At 34.8% G+C, this 19,740-nt stretch carries 20 protein-coding genes and 1 tRNA gene; 7 read left to right on the top strand and 14 right to left on the bottom strand.

The window, feature by feature from the left end; translation table 11 throughout:
* Positions 1–108 precede the first annotated feature (108 nt).
* The 4 genes from ACZZZI_RS12385 to ACZZZI_RS12400 all read left to right on the top strand — a co-directional run bounded on the left by ACZZZI_RS12385 (position 109) and on the right by ACZZZI_RS12400 (position 4,101).
* Positions 109–300 (top strand): cold-shock protein, encoded by a 192-nt coding sequence (locus ACZZZI_RS12385; RefSeq protein WP_121952386.1) that lies wholly within the window; start codon positions 109–111, stop codon positions 298–300.
* A 262-nt stretch (positions 301–562) separates the two neighbouring features.
* Positions 563–1,243 carry a succinate dehydrogenase cytochrome b subunit gene (locus ACZZZI_RS12390; RefSeq protein WP_316755775.1) on the top strand — a complete coding sequence of 227 codons (681 nt, stop codon included), beginning with the start codon at positions 563–565 and terminating at the stop codon, positions 1,241–1,243.
* A gap of 19 nt (positions 1,244–1,262) precedes the next feature.
* Positions 1,263–3,242 (top strand): fumarate reductase/succinate dehydrogenase flavoprotein subunit, encoded by a 1,980-nt coding sequence (locus ACZZZI_RS12395; protein ID WP_316755777.1) that lies wholly within the window; start codon positions 1,263–1,265, stop codon positions 3,240–3,242.
* An 88-nt stretch (positions 3,243–3,330) separates the two neighbouring features.
* On the top strand, positions 3,331–4,101 hold the full coding sequence (locus ACZZZI_RS12400) for a succinate dehydrogenase/fumarate reductase iron-sulfur subunit (protein ID WP_316755779.1): 771 nt from the start codon (positions 3,331–3,333) through the stop codon (positions 4,099–4,101).
* A 406-nt stretch (positions 4,102–4,507) separates the two neighbouring features.
* Here the strand turns inward: ACZZZI_RS12400 and ACZZZI_RS12405 are convergent, their stop codons facing one another.
* The 8 genes from ACZZZI_RS12405 to ACZZZI_RS12440 form a co-directional block, all read right to left on the bottom strand.
* Positions 4,508–4,900, bottom strand: a complete 393-nt coding sequence (locus ACZZZI_RS12405) for an energy transducer TonB (RefSeq protein ID WP_344766620.1) — start codon at positions 4,898–4,900, stop codon at positions 4,508–4,510.
* A 133-nt stretch (positions 4,901–5,033) separates the two neighbouring features.
* Positions 5,034–5,705: a TonB-dependent receptor plug domain-containing protein gene (locus ACZZZI_RS12410; RefSeq protein ID WP_463489588.1), complete on the bottom strand. Its 672-nt coding sequence runs from the start codon at positions 5,703–5,705 to the stop codon at positions 5,034–5,036.
* 10 nt (positions 5,706–5,715) lie between these two features.
* Positions 5,716–7,719, bottom strand: coding sequence for a TonB family protein (locus ACZZZI_RS12415; RefSeq protein WP_463489589.1), 2,004 nt, complete (start codon positions 7,717–7,719; stop codon positions 5,716–5,718).
* A complete protein-coding gene (locus tag ACZZZI_RS12420) occupies positions 7,716–8,093 on the bottom strand; it encodes a BlaI/MecI/CopY family transcriptional regulator (protein WP_316755789.1) in 378 nt (125 codons plus the stop codon). Before ACZZZI_RS12420 ends, ACZZZI_RS12415 begins: the two co-directional genes overlap by 4 nt.
* Before the next feature lie 107 nt (positions 8,094–8,200).
* Positions 8,201–8,842 (bottom strand): response regulator transcription factor, encoded by a 642-nt coding sequence (locus ACZZZI_RS12425; protein WP_316755791.1) that lies wholly within the window; start codon positions 8,840–8,842, stop codon positions 8,201–8,203.
* Between the two features lie 2 nt (positions 8,843–8,844).
* Complete coding sequence (locus ACZZZI_RS12430) at positions 8,845–9,498, bottom strand: sensor histidine kinase (RefSeq protein WP_463489590.1); 654 nt, start codon at positions 9,496–9,498, stop codon at positions 8,845–8,847.
* Between the two features lie 104 nt (positions 9,499–9,602).
* Positions 9,603–10,268 (bottom strand): hypothetical protein, encoded by a 666-nt coding sequence (locus tag ACZZZI_RS12435; RefSeq protein WP_463489591.1) that lies wholly within the window; start codon positions 10,266–10,268, stop codon positions 9,603–9,605.
* Positions 10,269–10,307: 39 nt separating this feature from the next.
* Entirely contained in the window at positions 10,308–10,793 is a 486-nt protein-coding gene (locus tag ACZZZI_RS12440) for a hypothetical protein (RefSeq protein ID WP_463489592.1), read from the bottom strand.
* Between the two features lie 104 nt (positions 10,794–10,897).
* Here ACZZZI_RS12440 and ACZZZI_RS12445 point away from each other — a divergent pair, with 104 nt between their 5' ends.
* On the top strand, positions 10,898–11,590 hold the full coding sequence (locus ACZZZI_RS12445; RefSeq protein WP_463489593.1) for a hypothetical protein: 693 nt from the start codon (positions 10,898–10,900) through the stop codon (positions 11,588–11,590).
* Positions 11,591–11,749: 159 nt separating this feature from the next.
* Here the strand turns inward: ACZZZI_RS12445 and ACZZZI_RS12450 are convergent, their stop codons facing one another.
* The 6 genes from ACZZZI_RS12450 to ACZZZI_RS12475 form a co-directional block, all read right to left on the bottom strand.
* Entirely contained in the window at positions 11,750–12,427 is a 678-nt protein-coding gene (locus ACZZZI_RS12450) for an NAD-dependent epimerase/dehydratase family protein (RefSeq protein WP_463489594.1), read from the bottom strand.
* A 33-nt stretch (positions 12,428–12,460) separates the two neighbouring features.
* On the bottom strand, positions 12,461–13,213 hold the full coding sequence (locus tag ACZZZI_RS12455; RefSeq protein ID WP_463489595.1) for a peptidase associated/transthyretin-like domain-containing protein: 753 nt from the start codon (positions 13,211–13,213) through the stop codon (positions 12,461–12,463).
* Positions 13,214–13,346: 133 nt separating this feature from the next.
* Positions 13,347–15,482, bottom strand: a complete 2,136-nt coding sequence (locus ACZZZI_RS12460; RefSeq protein WP_463489596.1) for a S9 family peptidase — start codon at positions 15,480–15,482, stop codon at positions 13,347–13,349.
* A 385-nt stretch (positions 15,483–15,867) separates the two neighbouring features.
* Positions 15,868–15,952 (bottom strand) — tRNA-Ser (locus ACZZZI_RS12465).
* Positions 15,953–16,041: 89 nt separating this feature from the next.
* On the bottom strand, positions 16,042–17,472 hold the full coding sequence (gene pyk / locus ACZZZI_RS12470) for a pyruvate kinase (protein WP_316755808.1): 1,431 nt from the start codon (positions 17,470–17,472) through the stop codon (positions 16,042–16,044).
* A gap of 146 nt (positions 17,473–17,618) precedes the next feature.
* Positions 17,619–18,038, bottom strand: coding sequence for an IPExxxVDY family protein (locus ACZZZI_RS12475; RefSeq protein WP_316755810.1), 420 nt, complete (start codon positions 18,036–18,038; stop codon positions 17,619–17,621).
* Positions 18,039–18,195: 157 nt separating this feature from the next.
* Here ACZZZI_RS12475 and ACZZZI_RS12480 point away from each other — a divergent pair, with 157 nt between their 5' ends.
* Positions 18,196–18,432, top strand: a complete 237-nt coding sequence (locus ACZZZI_RS12480) for an acyl carrier protein (RefSeq protein WP_008508386.1) — start codon at positions 18,196–18,198, stop codon at positions 18,430–18,432.
* A 21-nt stretch (positions 18,433–18,453) separates the two neighbouring features.
* Positions 18,454–19,707 (top strand): beta-ketoacyl-ACP synthase II, encoded by a 1,254-nt coding sequence (gene fabF, locus ACZZZI_RS12485; RefSeq protein WP_316755812.1) that lies wholly within the window; start codon positions 18,454–18,456, stop codon positions 19,705–19,707.
* Positions 19,708–19,740 lie beyond the last annotated feature (33 nt).

Here is a 19,740-nt window from a genome sequence, read left to right on the forward strand (position 1 = left end):
TTAACAGCCAATCAATCAATATATTTAATAATAATTTAAGTTATAAAAATAAAAAATTGATTTATAGGTATTTAACGCTACCTTTGAAACAAATTAAAATACAATATAATGCAACAAGGAACAGTAAAATTTTTTAATGAAACTAAAGGTTTCGGATTTATCACTCCATCTAATGGCGATGCCGAAATTTTTGTTCATGCTTCAGGCCTAATCGATAACATTCGCGAGAATGATTCTGTAACCTACGACGTAGAAGAAGGAAGAAAAGGCTTAAACGCGGTAAATGTAAAAGTAGCTTAAGAAAACTCGAACACATAAATCGTAAAAAGTCCTGATGCAAATCGGGACTTTTTTTTTTGCTTAATTTTTTTGCTTCTCGATAAGCTAAGCAATGGATCACTTGAATAATACCTCAAATCATCAGCAAATCCTTTCAATTTATTTCGATTAAGCTTTAGAATGTTTCTAAATAAATGATTTATCGCTGTTTTGTCATAATCGTTTATAAATTAAACTCATAATTAAATACTTTTGCAAGAAATTAGATATAAATCTTAATCAAATGAGTGGTTTTGGAAATGCTCTTTCTTCATCAATAGGAAAGAAATTCATTATGGGTATTACAGGTTTGTTCCTGATATCCTTTTTAATAGTACACTGCGGTATCAACGCTTTAATTTTTATCAACGATGGTGGTTTAACCTTTAATGTTGGTGCGCATTTTATGGCTACCAACTGGATCATCAGAGCGGGTGAAATTGTTTTGTTCATCGGTTTGTTAGCGCATATTTTTCAAGCGTTAAGATTAACCTTGCAAAATCAAAAAGCTAGACCAGTTAAATACGCAGTTAACGATGGTAAGGCAAACAGTAAATGGTATAGCCGCTCAATGGGCTTATTAGGAACTTTATTGCTGATTTTTCTTGTGGTTCACCTTAAAGATTTTTGGGTAGTTTCTCGTTTTACGGGGATTCCGACGGTTGATGCTAATGGCCACGAAGATTTATATGCAGTAATGAGAGAAAAATTTCAAGATCCTGTACGTGTTGCAGTTTACATCTTGGCAATGATCTCATTATGCTATCACTTGTTGCACGGTTTTGCTTCAGCTTTCCAAACAATGGGATGGAACCATTCTAAGTACAACGGTATAATTAAAGGTGCAGGTATTTGGTATTCGATTATCATTTCAATCCTGTTTGCAGCAATGCCGATTGCAGTTCATTTCGGTTTAATTCAATAATTTTTAGCACAAAAGAGATATGTCAGATATTAATTCAAATATTCCAGAAGGAGAATTAACAACCAAATGGACAAAATATAAGTCTTCTGTGCCTTTGGTTAATCCATCGAACAAAAGAACTATTGAAGTAATTATTGTAGGATCAGGTTTAGCAGGCGCTTCGGCAGCAGCTACTTTAGCCGAAATGGGTTACAAAGTAAAATGTTTTTGTTTCCAGGATTCTCCACGTAGAGCGCACTCAATCGCTGCTCAAGGTGGTATCAATGCAGCAAAAAACTATCAAAATGATGGCGATAGCACTTATCGTTTATTCTATGATACAATTAAAGGTGGTGATTACCGTGCTCGCGAGGCCAACGTGCATCGCTTAGCTGAGGTAAGTGCTAACATTATAGATCAATGTGTGGCCCAAGGTGTTCCTTTGGCCCGCGAATACGGTGGCTTGTTAGATAACCGTTCTTTCGGTGGTACACAAGTTCAACGTACTTTTTACGCTGCGGGTCAAACTGGTCAGCAGTTATTATTAGGTGCATATTCTGCTTTAGAACGCCAGATTGGTATGGGTAAAGTAGAGATGTTTACCCGTCATGAAATGCTTGAGGTTGTAAAAATCGATGGTAAAGCACGTGGTATCATTGCTCGTAACTTAATTACAGGTGAAATTGAGCGTCACTTCGGTCATGCGGTTGTTTTAGGAACAGGTGGTTACGGAAACGTATTTTATCTTTCTACTAATGCAATGGGTAGTAACGTAACTGCAGCTTGGAAAGCACACAAACAGGGTGCTTATTTTGCCAATCCTTGCTACACTCAAATTCACCCAACCTGTATTCCTGTTTCTGGCGATCACCAATCTAAGTTAACCCTGATGTCTGAGTCGTTACGTAACGATGGACGTATCTGGGTTCCGAAAAAGAAAGATGATAACCGTAAAGCTTCAGAAATTCCTGAAGATGAAAGAGATTATTATTTAGAGCGCCGTTATCCTGCTTTCGGTAACCTTGTTCCTCGTGATGTGGCTTCGAGAGCAGCCAAAGAACGTTGCGATGCGGGTTATGGCGTAGGTGCTTCTAAACTAGCAGTATACTTAGATTTTAAAGCAAATACAGAACGTTACGGTAAAATAGAAGCTTCTAAAGCAGGTATTCATAATCCTGATAAAGAAACTTGTATGCGTTTGGGTACCGATGTAATTAAGGAAAAATATGGTAACCTGTTCGATATGTACGCACAGATTACAGGTGAAAATCCTTACGAAACGCCAATGCGTATTTACCCAGCAGTTCACTATACAATGGGCGGACTTTGGGTTGATTATAACTTGATGACCAGCGTGGAAGGTTTATACTGTACTGGCGAGGCTAACTTCTCCGACCATGGTGCTAACCGTTTAGGTGCATCTGCTTTAATGCAAGGGTTGGCCGATGGTTATTTCGTTCTTCCTTACACTATTGGTGCTTATTTATCTAAAGAAATATCTGTAAAAGCAATTTCAACAGATCATCCTGCATTTGTAGAGGCCGAAGAAAAAGCTAAAGGTATCTTGAATACTTTAATCAATATTAAAGGAACAAAATCTGTAGATCATTTTCACAAACGTTTAGGCCACATCATGTGGGAGAAATGCGGTATGGCTCGTAACGAAAAAGGTTTGAACGAAGCAATCGCAGAAATCAGAGCTTTGCGTACAGAGTTCTGGAGTAATGTTCGTGTACCTGGTTCGGCTGATGAATTGAACACTGAATTAGAGAAAGCGGGTCGTGTGGCCGATTTTATTGAACTGGGCGAGTTAATGTGTATCGATGCTTTAAACCGTAACGAAAGTTGTGGCGGTCACTTCCGTGAAGAATATCAAACTGAAGAAGGTGAAGCATTGCGTGATGATGAAAACTATGCATACGTTGCAGCCTGGGAATTTAAAGAAGGTGTAAACTTCGAACTTCATAAAGAAGAATTGAAGTTTGAAAATATTAAAGTAGCACAAAGAAGTTATAAATAGTATTAAGTAACTAGTATCAGGTATCAAGACTTGAATTAATTAATCTTGATACCTGATACTTAATACTTGATTCTTAAATCTCAATATAATGAGTACAGGAAATATGAACTTAACGCTAAAAGTTTGGCGTCAAAAAAATAACAATACCAAAGGTGCTTTGGTTGATTATAAATTATCTGATATTTCACCAGATATGTCTTTCTTGGAGATGTTCGATGTGTTAAACGAAGATCTGATTAACAAAGGCGATGAACCTGTTGTATTTGATCACGACTGCCGCGAGGGTATCTGCGGTATGTGTTCAATGTTTATCAATGGTCGTCCTCACGGTCCGAAAGATTTAGTTACGACTTGTCAGTTGCACATGCGTTCTTTCAAAGATGGTGATACCATTGTTGTTGAACCATGGAGAGCGGCTGCATTTCCAGTAGTTAAAGATTTAACGGTAGATAGATCTGCATTTGATAGAGTTATTGCAGCTGGAGGCTTTATTTCGGTAAATACAGGTAACGCTCAAGATGCGAACAACCTTCCTATCCCTAAAATTCAGGCAGATGCAGCTTTCGAAGCAGCAGCTTGTATTGGTTGTGGTGCTTGTGTTGCTACTTGTAAAAATGCATCAGCAATGCTTTTCGTATCAGCTAAGATATCGCAATTGGCGTTATTGCCTCAAGGCCAGCCAGAGCGTTATCGTCGTGTACAAAGCATGGTAGCGCAAATGGATGCAGAAGGTTTTGGTAACTGTACAAATACTGGCGCTTGCGAGGCTGAATGCCCTAAAGGAATTTCTTTAGAAAACATTGCTCGTATGAATCGTGATTTTGCTTCTGCAAAATTCATTTCTGAAGAAACAATTTAAGATATACTGTGCATTCCAAAGAAATTTGGAATCTTGAGCCTCAAACCTAGTTTGGGGCTTTTTTATTTATGGTATAATTAGTTATCATCCATAATAAGTGAATCTTTTACATTTAATAAAAGAGGCAATAAATAACACTTTTATTTCGTTTCAAAGATAATTGGTAATTTTCAGAAGATATTCGGAAGTATAACTGGAGAAATCGAAACCTTTAAAAACAAATTATAATTTGCAAAATTTGTATTTTTCCTATGTATGCATATTATTTTTTGCATATTTGAAAATATTATTCTGTAAAATTTGCATATACATTAAAGATTTTATAAATTTATTGTTCCGAGACAGGAGAGAAAACATAAAACCCCGGCAATTTGTCGGGGCTTTGTGTTTTCTGAAGGTTTCTTTTTTAAACCTGAGTGAAATTTACCGCAATGTTATATTTCACCCTTACTGGTTTTCCTTTAATTGTTCCTGCATTCCATTTTGGCGATTCTTTTAGAACCCTTACAGCCTCATCGTTGGTTTCTTTGGTTAAACCTTTAACTACTTCAACATCTGTTAATTTGCCAGTTTGCTCTACAATAAAAGATAAAAATACTTTTCCTTGGGTTTTGTTCTTTTTTGCAGCTTCAGGAAATTTTATGCTTTTTCCTAAATATTCATAAAAGCTTTTCATCCCTCCAGGATAATCTGGAACTTTGTCTACACTTACAAAGTCATAAACTTTTTGAGCTTTGCTCTCCATGTTGGTTAACATCATCATGATGGCTAACGCTGGTAAAATGATTAATTTTTTCATTGTTTTTCGTTTTAAATTTTAAAATATTATTGGTTCATGTTAAAAAAAATAGGCAAATAGAATCCCTCTCTCTTCATTTTTGAATCAGAGATTAATAAACGTTAATAAATTTTAAATTAATAAAAACTACTATTTAGTTCTTATCTGTAGCTTTTTCTGATAATTTAGGTACAGGCTTAGTGGTTATAATAATGACTCCGTTCAGAGCTTGTGAGCCATAAAGTTTCATTTCATCACCCTTCTTTAAAATCGTGACTGACGCAATGGTGTTAGGATTTAAAAGGTTAATAGAGGCTTTTTCAACTTTATCACCGTTTAACACATAAACAGGTTCATTAGAAGTGTCAATAGAATGGTTTAGTCCTCGAAAAATTATGGGCGATTGGCTGTAGGATTTTATAGAATCTGTTTCGATTTTAATTCTTGGCGTCAAACTAGTATTCCTGAAAGTACTTATACTTTTTTCTAAATTCAGAGATTTAAGTTTCTGCTCCAGATCTAAATTACTTGTATTGTTTTTTCCCGTCTTGGTTGTAATTAAAACCGCACCACCTGTGGCTTCAACTCCATATAGTTTAATGGCGTCATCACTTTTTAAAACTTTAACAGCTTCAATATTTTCTACTTTTAAACTGCTTTTATTCAAATCGGTAAAAAAGCCTTGTCTTATTCCATCAATCGTGTAGATTGGGTTTTTCTTAGCTGCATTTATTTTAAATAATTTATTAGCCGAACTATCACTTTGAGCATAAACATTAGCAAGTGTGCAAACTAAAAATGCAGATAAAATCAATAGTTTTTTCATAATAAATTATTTAAAATCTTGGTCTTGTAAATTGATTATTCGATTTGTCAACGGTAAGTTCCGCATCATTAAGCTTTCTAAAAGCAGAATTCTTTACCGTTTTAGATGTTATTAAAATAACTCCATTCAATCCTTTATTTCCATATAAAGCAGTAGCATTTCCATCTTTTAGAATGGATATGGATTCTATAGTTTCTGGTTTGATAAATTTTAAAGCATCCTGATCTTGAGTTACGCCATCTAAAACAACTAAAGGACTTGTAGCGCTGTTAAAGTTTTTAATACCAGAGAGAGAGATTTTATTGTTACTGGATAATGTTGATATAGATGTTTGGGCAGTGCTTGTAGTGCTCAATTTCGTTTCAGCATTATCTAGGGTAAAATTAACCGCAATATGGTACTTAACTCTAACAGGATCTCCATTTTGGATGCCTGGGTTCCATTTTGGGCTGCCTTTAATCACTCTTAAAGCTTCTTCATCTAAACCGCTGCCCAATCCACGAATAACCTGAACATCATTAAGTTGTCCATCTTTTTCAACCGTAAAACTTAAAAATATTTTCCCTTGAACATTGTTATTCTGCGCAGTTACTGGGTATTTTATGCTTTTTCCAAGATATTCATAAAACTTTTTCATTCCTCCAGGAAAGTCAGGAACTTTTTCAATGCTTACAAAATCATAAACTTTTTCATGTTCATCTGATATTGCTGATGTAGGAGCGAAGCCAGTTACCGTAAGTTGAGATAATTTTTTATAGCCTCTTGGGTTTGCTGAAAATTCATTTTTAATTTCCGAATCTGCTCCAGAAAGCCTGAAAGCAACGTTTAATAAGTATTTTCCGTTTTCAACTTCTTTAAATCCTTTATAAGATAAAATGGATTTCATTACCTCTTCATCGCAACCGCGGCCTAAATCTTCGTTGGTGCTTAAATCACTTACTTTACCATTTTTTAAAGTAAATTTTATTACTGCATTTCCCTGCAATGAATTTTCTTGTGCATCTTTAGGGTACAATATATTTTTACCTAAAAATTTGTAGAAATCTTTCCAGTTTGGTTCAATAGATACATTTTGAACTAAAACCGAATCTTTCGCCTCAGTAAATTCCATAGGTTTGGTAACCATTTCTTCAACCAAAGCTATTGGCTTTTCTAAAGGAATCTGCTCAGAAAAAACTAACAGTTTTTTATTTTTCCGAATGGTTGCCGAAGAGAATACAATAAAGATTGCAAAGAGCGGAATCGAAATGCCATATTTTATTACAGCTGCTTTTTTTGAGCGCTCTTTGTGCAGCATATAAATTCTCTTCTTAATTAAAGACTTCTCGAAGAAATTACTAGTTAAAGCGTTCGGACTAATACCAAAAGATTTGCTTAGAATTAATAAAGCATACTCTGCTTTATCACCTTGAAAATCTGCAGCATGCTCATCGGCCAAAAATTCGTGAATATTTTTAATTGCTTTTTTGTATAAATAGATAATTGGGTTAAGCCAGGTAATAATTCCAATTACTTCAAAAAACAGAATATCTAAAGTATGCCATTGTTTAATGTGCGCTTCTTCATGTATATCGATTACATCGCGCTGCGGCAATTCTAAGTCTATAACCTTTTTATTGAAAAACGAAAAGGCAGACCCATCTTTTGCCATTCTAATTAGTTTGTTTACCGCGAGCAGATTATAAATTAATCTACCCAGAAAAAACAAAATCCCAGCGCAATAAATATAAACGATTAAGTTTCCCCATTTAAATCCTTCCTGTGCTTCGGTAACAATTGTGGCTTGTTGCAAAACAGCATCCCATTTAACGGTGGTATAAACTTGTTGTGCAGCTTTTTGTTCAGTAAGCCACTCTAACCTAATAAATGGAATTACAAGCGATAAAAAGCCAGCACTTACCAAATAAATACGGTTTAACGTGAAGTAGGTCTCCTTATCTAAAAGCAATTTATAAAAACCATAAAAAACAATCAGATATAAGTTTACCTGCAGAAGGTAATGGGCGAAACTCATCTTGGTCTGTGTTTAATTTTATTAATCATTTTTAAAATTTCATCCACATCGCTTAAGTCTAGTTTCTCTTCTTTTACAAAAAATGAGAACATGCTTTCTACCGAATTTTCGAAGTAATTGCCCAATAGCTTTTCTGTTGCATGGCGCTTATATTCTTCCTTACTAATTAGGGGATGATATTGATGTGCTTTACCGAATGCTTCATGGCCAATAAATCCTTTCGTTTCAAGAATTCTGATAATAGTTGATACAGTATTGTAAGCTGGTTTTGGAAGAGGCAACTCGTCAATTACCTCTTTTACGAATGCTTTTTCCAGTTGCCATAAAACCTGCATTATTTGTTCTTCGGCTTTGGTTAAATCTTTAATATCCATTTTACTTTTGATTATAGGAATAGACGCAGTGCGTCCCTGATATTAAAGTTAAAACTAATTATTTAGTTTAACAAATTTTTTAACAAATCTTTTGATTTATCTGGAGGTTAGATTTTTATTAAATTATGCTTAATTCCATATACAACAAGGCCTGTTCTGGTTTTAATGTTAAGCTTGGCGAATAACGATTCACGATAATTATCCACGGTTCTTGGGCTGATATTCATTAAATCTGCAATTTCTCTGTAGGTAAGTTCGGTACTACAGTATTGCAAAAACGTAAGTTCTTTTTCTGTTATTAGGGGTTTTGGATCATCTTGTTTTAATGAAAACAACAACCTGCCCGATACCATATCGTTTATAAAAAAACCTTTCTCAATGGTGGTTCTGATCGCGGTAACTAAATCGGAAGGGGTAGATTCTTTGAGCATATAACCACCAGCTCCTGCTTTGAGCATGCCAATGATGGCTTTTTCATCTTCAAACATGCTTAATGCTAAAACATTAACTGTGGGATGTTCTTTTTTGACATACTTTGTTGCTGCATAACCATCCATTAAAGGCATATTAATATCCATTAAAATAAGTTGAACATCTGGATTTAGCTTTACGTGTTTCTGCATATCGATGCCGTTTGTAGCTTGAAAAACTACATTTATTTCTTCAAATTCGGATAATAAATTAGCTAAACCCGAACGGAAAAGCGTATGGTCATCTACAATGCCAATGGATAGTGATTTTGGTAGCATAATTAAGGGTATGGTATTTCGATAAAAATTGAAGTGCCTTTTTCTATGGCCGAATTTACATCAATTTTTCCCTTAATCATTTCTATTCTCTTCTGAATTGATGCAAGCCCCATTCCGGTTTTCTTGTTTTTAGCTTCATTATAATCAAAGCCGACACCGTTTTCTTTTACAGTTAAAAGTAAAGTATCATTTTTTAAGCAGGTATCAATTTGTATAGATGTCGCTTGGGCATGTTTAATAATGTTATTAATTATTTCTTGTAATAACCTAAGTATAATTAAATCTTTGTCAGGCGATGAAACCTTAACATCGAGTAAATCGTTATTAATACTTAACTCATAGCCACCAACTCTTTTTAGCCAGTTAATTTCCTGTTCAATTGCATTGCCAATGCCCGATTCTACAATTTGTTCGCCATGTAAAATTTTGGCTAGTTCTCTAATTTCTTTAATTGATTTATTTACCAAGGAAAGCGAGTTATTAACTTTTTCGGTTGCTTTTTCGTTTTCGGAAACGTTAATGGAGTTTAAAGTGAGTGTGGTTAAGCTTAGTAATTGTCCGATATTATCATGAAGTTCGGTAGCTATGGTTTGCATCGTTTGTTCCTGTACTTCGATATGCGTTTTTAATATTTCGGCCTCAAATTTTTGCTGCATATTTTGCTTCTCCACAATATGGTTTTTTTTGTGGCGATTGTAAGAACGGATATACATCAGTAAAAATAATGGCATCAAAAGAAACACTAATGACGCCAGTATTACTAAAGAGATAACTTGCGTTGGCGGGCTCTGCATATAAAAGAATAAGACCAAAAACCATATAAAAAAATGTTAATGGTTGTGTATATAAAAAATCTCAATGTATATTTTCCATAAAGCGTTATTCTAAAATAGTCATCGAAAAAATTAGCAAGTGTACTGCCGAAATAAAATATTAAAACTCCACCTACCCACCAAAAAGCGGGATGAAATTTTAAATTTACATAAGCCTCATCCTTCAATAATAAGTAAAAGTAAAGTAGGGCATATATTATAAAAAACACAGACATCATGCTAATCATTAGATTGTTGTATACCCTAATGCCATTTACAAAAGTATAGATTGAAAAAACACTTAAAATTAGAACGAATGTTGCTATGATCAATTTTTGTATTTTTATATAATCTTTTAAAAAATAATGGAGTCCATATAAAATAAAAGCAGCTTCAAATAGGCTATAGATGTTGTAAATCCATATATTATTATGATATGTGTGGGCCCAATACTTGCCTAATAACTCCGTAGAAGGCACCAAAACCATATATGCTATTGTAATTTTCCAAAACCTGGATTTATCTTTAGATAAGAAAAAAACAGCAAAAACTAGACAAATTGATTCTATTGTTGAATTTGTTGAGAACAAACTTATTATTCCAAGTCCATTCATTTTAATAATTGGTAACTATTCTTCATTTACTAATTATATTTACATTAATATACTATTAATGTCGCAATCATTTGGACACAAATCACCTCTGTTTTCAGGGTCAGTAGGATCAGGCGTTGTGCCGCCATATTTTTTCAACGAATCTTTATGATGATGATGCCCGTGTGATACTTTTTCTATAAAATAATCAGTTCTTGGTTTGTCATCAATAACTTTTGTGACAACGAAAAGTAAAGTGTTCATATCAACATATCTATCTGATATTTTATCTCCGTATTCCAATTTATTAATCGAATCAATAATCTCCTGTGTGTATCTTCCAAAATAAACGCGAATACCATCTCCCTCAAATTTTGCCAACTTTTCTGCTAATTGTTTGATTTGTTGAGCGGGAAACCAGGCAGCCTCAGTAAAAGTACCTTTGTCTGCTTTTTGACTTTCTCTAAAAGCAGCAGTCATCTTTTTTGCAATATCAACTGGAATGGTATTATCTTTTCCATCCTTTCCGCGAGGAGTTTGTATCATAGTTTTGTTGAGTGTTTAGTATTTATAAAAATGGTTATAAATACGCAATTTACCAACCGCAAAATCCCCCTTTCTAATACCGTAAAAACACCCTGTTAAAAAGGGTGTTTACTGCCATAAATTATTTAAACATCCTTGTAGATTTGAATCGAGAAGAGTGGTTGGAAATGATTTCTGTGCGGTTTGGTAGTTTGAGTTTAGATGGGATCATTAAAAGACAATTGAAAATCAAATTAATCCCGATGATAATCATTAAAGAAATAAACTTTAGCTACCATAAAAACGAAATTTTAAAACTTCGTAAAACGGTGTGGGAGCAAAACAATTTCCACTCAGCTCAGCAAGGTTTTTTAACTCGCTTTTGCGATCAGCACGATGATTACGCTTTTCATTGGGCAGCCTTTGATAAAAATGATAATATCATCGCATCAGCACGACTCTCGAAACACAATAATCTTAAATGTCTGTCTGGACATCAACTAAACAATGATGTTGAGTTGGCAGAAATAAGTTTTCCTATTGCTTTTTTAAGCAAATTGGTTATTCATAAATCATTTATCGGACAGGGGCTAGCCGCACGGTTTGATAAACAAAGAATGTTTAAAGCTGAGCAATTAGAATGTAATTCAGTTTGTATAATTACATACGGACAAAGAACAAAGAAAATTATGGATGATGGTTTTGAAGCTTTTCATGCCCCAGCGTTAACTAGTGTGTTCAAAACAAAAACAGAAAATAAACAACAATTGCCTTTGGCTTTTTACTACAAAGGAATTACTACAGCAGAAACGGTTTAATGTTTCTGACTATAAAATATTAACTGCTCTAAATTACGTTGATATCTGGGTAACAGCAGAATCGATTCTCTCAAATTTTTAGTTATAGTTAGGATTATGAAAAACAATCCCAAAAAGAGGCCTGCCGCAAAACGGAGGCCTTTTTTGTTTATTTAGCTTTTAAGCTGGTTCGGTAGCCAAAGCAATTATATCTTTTCCTTCTAAAACTCTTCGCTCGTTATTATGGCTCAGGGTATTAATCATGGCATCCCCTAATTCTGTCATAGTACAAAAGCCATTAGGAGAAATTGCCCTTCCAATCGGAAACATCCAGTTTATATATTTATAAAATTTATGCGCATATCTCTGCTCTTTTATGGGCTTAATAAAACCAGGTCTGAAATTAAAAACCTGCTCAAAAGGTAGCTTCATTAAATCGTTTTCGGTTTTGCCCTTAACTTTTTGCCACTTTAAACGACCATCTGCATTAGTGCCACCGCCAGAAACATAGCAAAAAGTCATATCCTTATTTAATTTACTTAGTGTTTCTGCAATATGCATAGTTAAGGTATAAGTCATTTTGTAATAAGTATCGTCATCGGCACCAACCGATGTAATACCTAAGCAGAAAAAACAAGCATTATAACTTGATAATTGTGCTTCAATAGGAGCAAAATTGAAGAAATCGAGGTGAATAATCTCTTTAAGTTTAGGGTGAGTATAGCCACAAGGTTTTCGATTAATTACCAATACCGAATCAATTTCAGTACTATTCAGGCATCTTATTAAAACACCTTCACCAACCATTCCTGTTGTTCCCGTAATAATTACATTATTCTGATTTCTGGATTTTCCCATGATTAAACTGTATGTCTAAATTAACTGCTAAAGTTAATCTTTGTTTGATTTAATAAATTCTGTGTAACTTTTTTTTACATATATCAATAACTGATAGTCGTTCATTTTTTTTACTTCAATTGCTGATGGTTTATATTTTTGAATGAAACTTTGCAAAGAATCGCCTTCGAGTTTAGTAATTGAAGCAATTTTTTTCGCATTAAAACGATTATTAATATAGTTCATTTCCTCATCCTTAAGCTGTACCTTTTGTAACTTGGAAATAGATGATCTACCTTTTGTAAGCAAACTAATTGTTTTTAAAATATCGAAGCTTACAATAGAAGAGGTCGAATTTGAAACCAGATTAGAGCCGACAGTTGGGTAACGCCATCCCTTCTCTACAAGAATATTTTTAATTGTAGGTGCTTTATAAGCAAAAACGTTGGCATAATCTTTTCTCATTTTTAGCGAATCAGAAAGGTAATCGCGTTTAGATAAAATGAGCACATCATTTAAATTTATTGCAGAAGGTTTGAGATAGATTGTAAGATCTTTAAAAGTATTATTTAAGTTAAGCTCATAATCCTCATAACCTAGCTTTTTTAACCGCACAATTTCTAAGGATAAACTTTTTTGAAATGAAAACTTTCCATCTACTGAAGTAATAACGGTATGCGTGCCATAGCTTACAATTACATTTTCTAGGGGTAATTTCGATGCATAATCTAGTATTTGTCCGTTAATTTTTTGAGCAAAAATTTTATTCGAGAATATGATTAGTGAAAGTATAAATAAGAATCTCATGTTTTGATTAGCTTATAGCTAAAATAGAAGATAATTGCTTGATGATTAAAAGTTTAACAGAACTTAACGTTCTTGATATTTTCTTAAAAAAAAGGTTCCAGTGCAAACTGGAACCTTTTAGAATAACATCAGATTATCTTATTGTCGGTGGTTTCATTTGATAATCGTAAGGGGCCTGAGCGCCTAACAAATTTTGCACGAAATAATCCCATCTTCTGCGCATCATGTACGGTGAATAACTACCATAACCGTGAGCACTGTTCGGGAAAATTACCAAATCAAAAGATTTATTAGCTTTTTGTAAAGCTTCTACCACTAATAAAGTATTATATGGTGGCACGTTATCGTCCATCATGCCATGAACTAACATTAGTTTTCCTTTTAGATTTTTAGCGTAATTCTGGTTGGCTTGCGCCTCGTAATCCGAATTTTCTGCTAACCCATTATAGCGTTCGCCCCAATCATCCTCATAATTTCTATTATCGTGATTTCCAGATTCTGAAATGCCAACTTTAAAAAAATCAGGATAACGGAACATAGCCGCTGCAGTAGCAAAGCCACCTCCAGAATGCCCCCAAATGCCCACTTTTGTTGTATCAATTGGAAAATTTGCCGAAAGTTGTTGAATTGCGGTTATCTGATCTGGTAATGTGTTTTCAGCCATGTTACCATAACTCATGTCATGAAAGCTTTTAGATCGGTCAGGGTTACTAGTTCCTTCGATAACAACCACTATAAAGCCCAATTCGGCCAATGCTTGATTATCTCCACGCGATGCTGAGAAAGACCAGCTTCCAACACTTCCGCCTTGCGGCCCAGGATAAATATAATCGATAACAGGATATTTTTTACCTGCTTCCATTTTTGTTGGGGTAAATACCAAACCGTAAATATCTGTTTTCCCATCGTGTGCTTTAATGGTAACAGGTTTAGGTGCTTTCCAGCCAGTTGCAGTTAATCTAGAAATATCAGTTTTCTCAAGATTAGCGATCAATTTACCTTCAACATCTCTTAAAACGCTAACAGCTGGCACATCTGGCTGAGAATAGGTATCGATAAAATATTTTGAAGATGGTGAAAATGTAACCATATGATTTCCTGCTTCGGGCGTTAAATCAACCAAATTTTTTCCATTAAAACCTATTTTGTAAAAATGCCCGAAATATGGATTTTTGGCATCCTGGCCATTTGCTATGAAATAAATTGTTCTGGTTTTTTCATCAACTTTAAGTACACGTGTTACTACCCAATTACCTTTAGTAATTTGGTTTTTTACCTTGCCTGTTGTAGAATCGTATAGATAAAGATGTCCCCAGTTATCACGTTCCGAATACCAAATAATTTCTTTCGATGCAGGTAAATACCTCCAGTTAATAGCTCCTTGACCAGATTCGTACTGAGTTTTTACCGTTTCTTCGAAAACTTCTCTAACTGCTCCCGTCGTTGCATCTGCAATGCGAAATTTTTCTTGCTTATGATCGCGTGAAGTGGATACGAAAGCAACTTCAGAACCATCTGCTTTCCAATCAATATCATCGAAAGTTCCGCTGCTCGAAATATCATCACTCAATGTAGCACGGTGTGGATCAGCAGGAATATTTAAAGAAACTACTTTTGGTGTTTCAACATCAATAATAACTCGTCTAATCGTTGCAATTGCCTTGTCGCCAGGTAAAGGATATTTCCAGGCACTAAGTTTTGGTGAGCCCACATTGGTACTTACCAGATACATATCTTTCGAGTTTCTTTGATCTTGCTGGTAGGTTGCAATCTTTTTCGAATCTGGCGACCATCGAAGGATTGCGCCATCACTATGTTTCCATCCAGCATTGTCGGTTGCATAACCGTAATCTTTTATTCCATCAGTTGTTAACTGGGTAAGTTTGCCGCTGGCAATATCTTTAACGTAAAGGTTATAATCCTTAATTAAAATTGATTTTTTTCCGTCTGGTGATACAACTTCTCCACGAGCACCACGACGGAAATTTTGAGCGCCACCACCGCTTTTATATTCGGTAGTTAAGGTTTTCGTTTTCTTTAATGGATCAACTAAAAAAGTTTGCTCGCCATCACCTGTTTTTGTCGTGTACCAAAATTTATCACCATCAAGCCAGTTTGGTTGCGAGAAAGTATGATCAATATATTTTGAGGTGTTATAACTCAAAAAGCTTTCAGCATGTTCGTAATCTTTCGCTGTAATCACCTTTTGTTGAGCATTTGCGTTAATAGCCAAAGAACAGGCCAATACGCCAAGCCAATATTTATTCATAGTTTGTTAGTTAATTCTTGCTGGTAAAAATAATACTGTTTTACGATTTGAAATTAATTTATCAATAATAATACAAAATCTACTATCTGCCTATTTCTTAAAACTGGTTCTGGTGCATTTAACACCTCCATAAAGATCAATTAAAATGTAGCTGTTTCATAGTCTTAAGCTAATGTTTATTGCTTGGGGGTTGCCAGCATATCCCTTAAAATGCAGTTTTAATATACTGTTATCGGATTACCCTCGGATAGGTGAGGGATAGGAATGGAGGTAAGCATAGGTAAAGCACGTATTAAAAATAGATCGGACTCCGTTAAAAACTAAAGCTTTTAGGGCAAAATAAAACCCAGCCGATAACATCCAATAACCAGGTCATTCATTTTTGCGGAGAGGGCGGGATTCGAACCCGCGGTACCTTGCAGTACACACGCTTTCCAAGCGTGCTCGATCGACCACTCTGACACCTCTCCGTGTGGATTGCAAAAGTATATTTTTTAATCATAAAAAAAATGCCTGAGTGTTAAACTCAGGCATTTAATTTTATTATAAGTTTTAGAAATTAATCTATAACTGTAATTTTTAGCATATTGGTTTTACCTTTGGATTCGATTGGAATAGCGGCGGTATTGATGATGATATCACCTTGTTTAACCAATTTCTTGCTTTTTAAGAATTCGTTAACCTCGATAATGGTATTATCTGTACTTTCCCACTTATCGTAGTAAAAGCCTCTAACACCCCATAGTAAACTTACCGCATTTAATAAGGCTCTATTACTAGTAAAAATATAAGTTAAAGCTTCAGGACGGTGACTTGAAATTTCAAACGCAGTGTAACCGCTTAAAGTCATAGAAACGATACCAACAGCGTTAGTCTGTTTCGCTAAGAAACAAGCCGAATCGCAAATCGCATCACTTAAGAAAGAAGGCGATTTTGGTTTTAAAAACTTATCAGGATTGAATGGATAGTTGTTATCCTCAATGTTTTGAATAATTTTTTGCATCGTTTCGATAACAATTAAAGGAAATTCTCCAACCGAAGTTTCGCCACTTAACATTACCGCATCAGCGCCATCTAATACCGAGTTTGCCACGTCATTTACCTCAGCACGAGTTGGGCGAGGTGTTGTAATCATGCTTTCAAGCATTTGAGTTGCAACAATTACAGGTTTTGAAGCTGCTCTACATTTAGCAACAATCATTTTTTGTAATAATGGAACTTCTTCCATCGGACACTCAACACCTAAATCTCCACGAGCAACCATAATTCCGTCGGTTACAGCGATAATTTCATCGATGTTGGCAATCGCTTCAGGTTTCTCTATTTTAGCGATTACGCGAGCTGTTTTGCCGCGATCAGCAATTATTTTTTTAAGTTCGATAATATCTTCGGCCTTACGAACGAATGATAAACCAATCCATTCTACATCGTTTTCTAAGACGAATTCTAAATTTTCTCTATCTTCTGGAGTTAAAGATGGAATAGAAACTTTCGTGTTAGGAAGGTTTACACCTTTTCTAGAAGTTAAAATACCACCGTGAACGATTTCACAAACTACCTCATCTTTTAAATTGGTAGAGATTACTTTCATTTGCAGTTTTCCATCATCTAATAAGATAATTTCACCTGCCTGAACATCTTGTGGAAAGTTTTGGTAAGTAATGTAAATACGTTCTTCATTACCGATACACTCTTGGGTAGTAATGACTGTAGTTTTTCCGTTAATCAGGTTAATGCCACCTTCTTTAACTAAACCGATACGAATTTTTGGTCCCTGTAAATCGGCAAGAATACCAACGTTGTAATCGTATTTTTTATTCAAATCACGAATGGTATCTAAAACCGCTTGATGATCTGCTTGAGAACCATGAGAGAAATTTAAACGACAAACATCTAAACCTGCATTAAACATACTATATAATACATCTGGTTTAGCTGAAGCTGGGCCTAGTGTGGCTACAATTTTTGTTCTGGAATGAAAAGGTTTCATTTATTATTCGTTTTAGCAATGCAGTTTCTGTTTCTAATTAATTATCTAAATTAATTAAACCACATTAAATTTTATATATTTTTTGTTTTGTTCAGTTTTTTATAACCCTCAAATATAGTGTAATTAATACACCAAGTATATAATTTTTATATTACCAAATTCTCTTTTGATTTAAGTTTGGCTGGGTTTATTTTTGCAGCTACCTGTATATCAGGGATTTTGTTTAATCCGCTTATTAAATAATCCAGATCTTCTTGATCAATAAATTCTTTAATAATGATAAAAAAATCAACATTATTCATTTCAGGAACGAGTACACCATCGCTACTTTTGTTGCTAATTAAGTAATATTCCACTTCATTTTGCTCTACAAAAAAGTAATATTTGGAGAAAAACCATGCTGGTTCGTCAATGTTAAAAAATATTTCATGATCTTCTACTTTTTCAAAATGCGTGTTTAAACGCGTATTAATTTTGTGGCACAACACATAGTCTTTTAGGGGTGCTGTTACCGCAATTAGTATGAAATCAAGGTCTAAAGTTAATTTTAGGTAAGTTCTATTCAAAAGGAAATAAATTATTTACAGAACGAAATTAAAAAACTAATTCTATATTCGCTTGTTATTTGAGAGCCAAAATTAGGTATCGAAATAAAAACATTTGAAAATTGTAAGAATTTATTTTTCTTTGCACAGAATTATTTAACCATTAAATTATAAAATTATGTCTGATATTGCTTCAAGAGTTAAGGCTATTATCGTAGAAAAACTAGGTGTTGACGAAAGCGAAGTTACGCCAGAGGCTTCATTCACCAACGATTTGGGTGCAGATTCTTTAGATACCGTAGAGTTAATTATGGAATTTGAAAAAGAATTTAATGTAGCTATTCCTGATGATCAGGCTGAAACCATCGGTACAGTTGGTCAAGCAATCGCTTATTTGGAAAAAAACGTTAAATAGAGTTACGCTTTTTCAGTATAAATGGAATTAAAAAGAGTAGTAGTAACAGGGTTGGGTGCGCTCACTCCTATAGGCAATAATGTTCCCGATTTTTGGGAAGGATTGACTAACGGGGTGAGTGGCGCTGCTCCTATTAAAGGTTTTGATACTGAAAAGTTCAAAACGAAATTCGCTTGCGAGGTAAAAAACTTTAATCCAGAAGATTTTTTGGAAAAGAAGGAAGCCCGTAAATTAGATCCGTTTGTACAATATGCTCTTGTAGCTACAGATGAGGCTGTGAAGGATGGTGGTTTTGATTTTGAAAAATTAGATACCAACCGAATCGGCGTTATTTGGGGTGCGGGCATAGGTGGATTGAAAACTTTTTTAGATGAAATTTCAAATTTCGCTAAAGGAGATGGTACGCCAAGATACAATCCATTTTTTATCCCTAAAATGATTATAGATATTGCTCCAGGGCATATCTCTATCAAGTATGGCTTACGTGGGCCAAATTTTGCAACTGTTTCGGCATGTGCTTCTTCTACAAACGCTATGATTGATGCATTTAACTATATCCGTTTGGGTATGGCAGATGTGATTATCAGTGGTGGTTCTGAAGCAATTATTAACGAAGCGGGTATGGGCGGTTTTAACGCCATGCATGCATTATCTACACGTAATGATGATCCAGCTACAGCTTCCCGTCCTTTCGATAAAGATCGTGATGGTTTTGTAGCAGGTGAGGGTGCAGGAACTATTATTTTGGAAGAACTTGAACATGCAAAAGCAAGAGGTGCAAAAATTTATGCAGAGCTTGTTGGCGGTGGAATGAGTGCTGATGCAAATCACATTACCGCTCCACATCCTGAAGGTTTAGGTGCCAGAATGGTAATGACAAATGCATTAAAAGATGCAGGTTTAACAACTGCTGATATAGATTACATTAACGTTCATGGAACTTCTACACCACTTGGTGATATTAGCGAAACGAAGGCTATTGGAACATTGTTTGGAGAAGATGCTTACCGTTTAAACATCAGCTCTACCAAATCGATGACGGGCCACCTTTTGGGTGCTGCTGGTGCTGTTGAAGCGATTGCTGCAATTTTAGCTGTAAAAAATGATATCGTTCCTCCAACAATTAACCACTTTACAGATGACCCTGCATTTGATCCAAAACTGAATTTTACCTTTAACAAAGCCGAAAAACGTACAGTTAGGGCAGCGTTAAGTAATACATTTGGTTTCGGTGGCCACAACGCCTCAGTAATTTTCAAAAAATACGAAGATTAATTAAACTGCGCCTTGCTATATAATTTTGTATGC

Source organism: Pedobacter sp. AC190 (assembly GCF_979258025.1).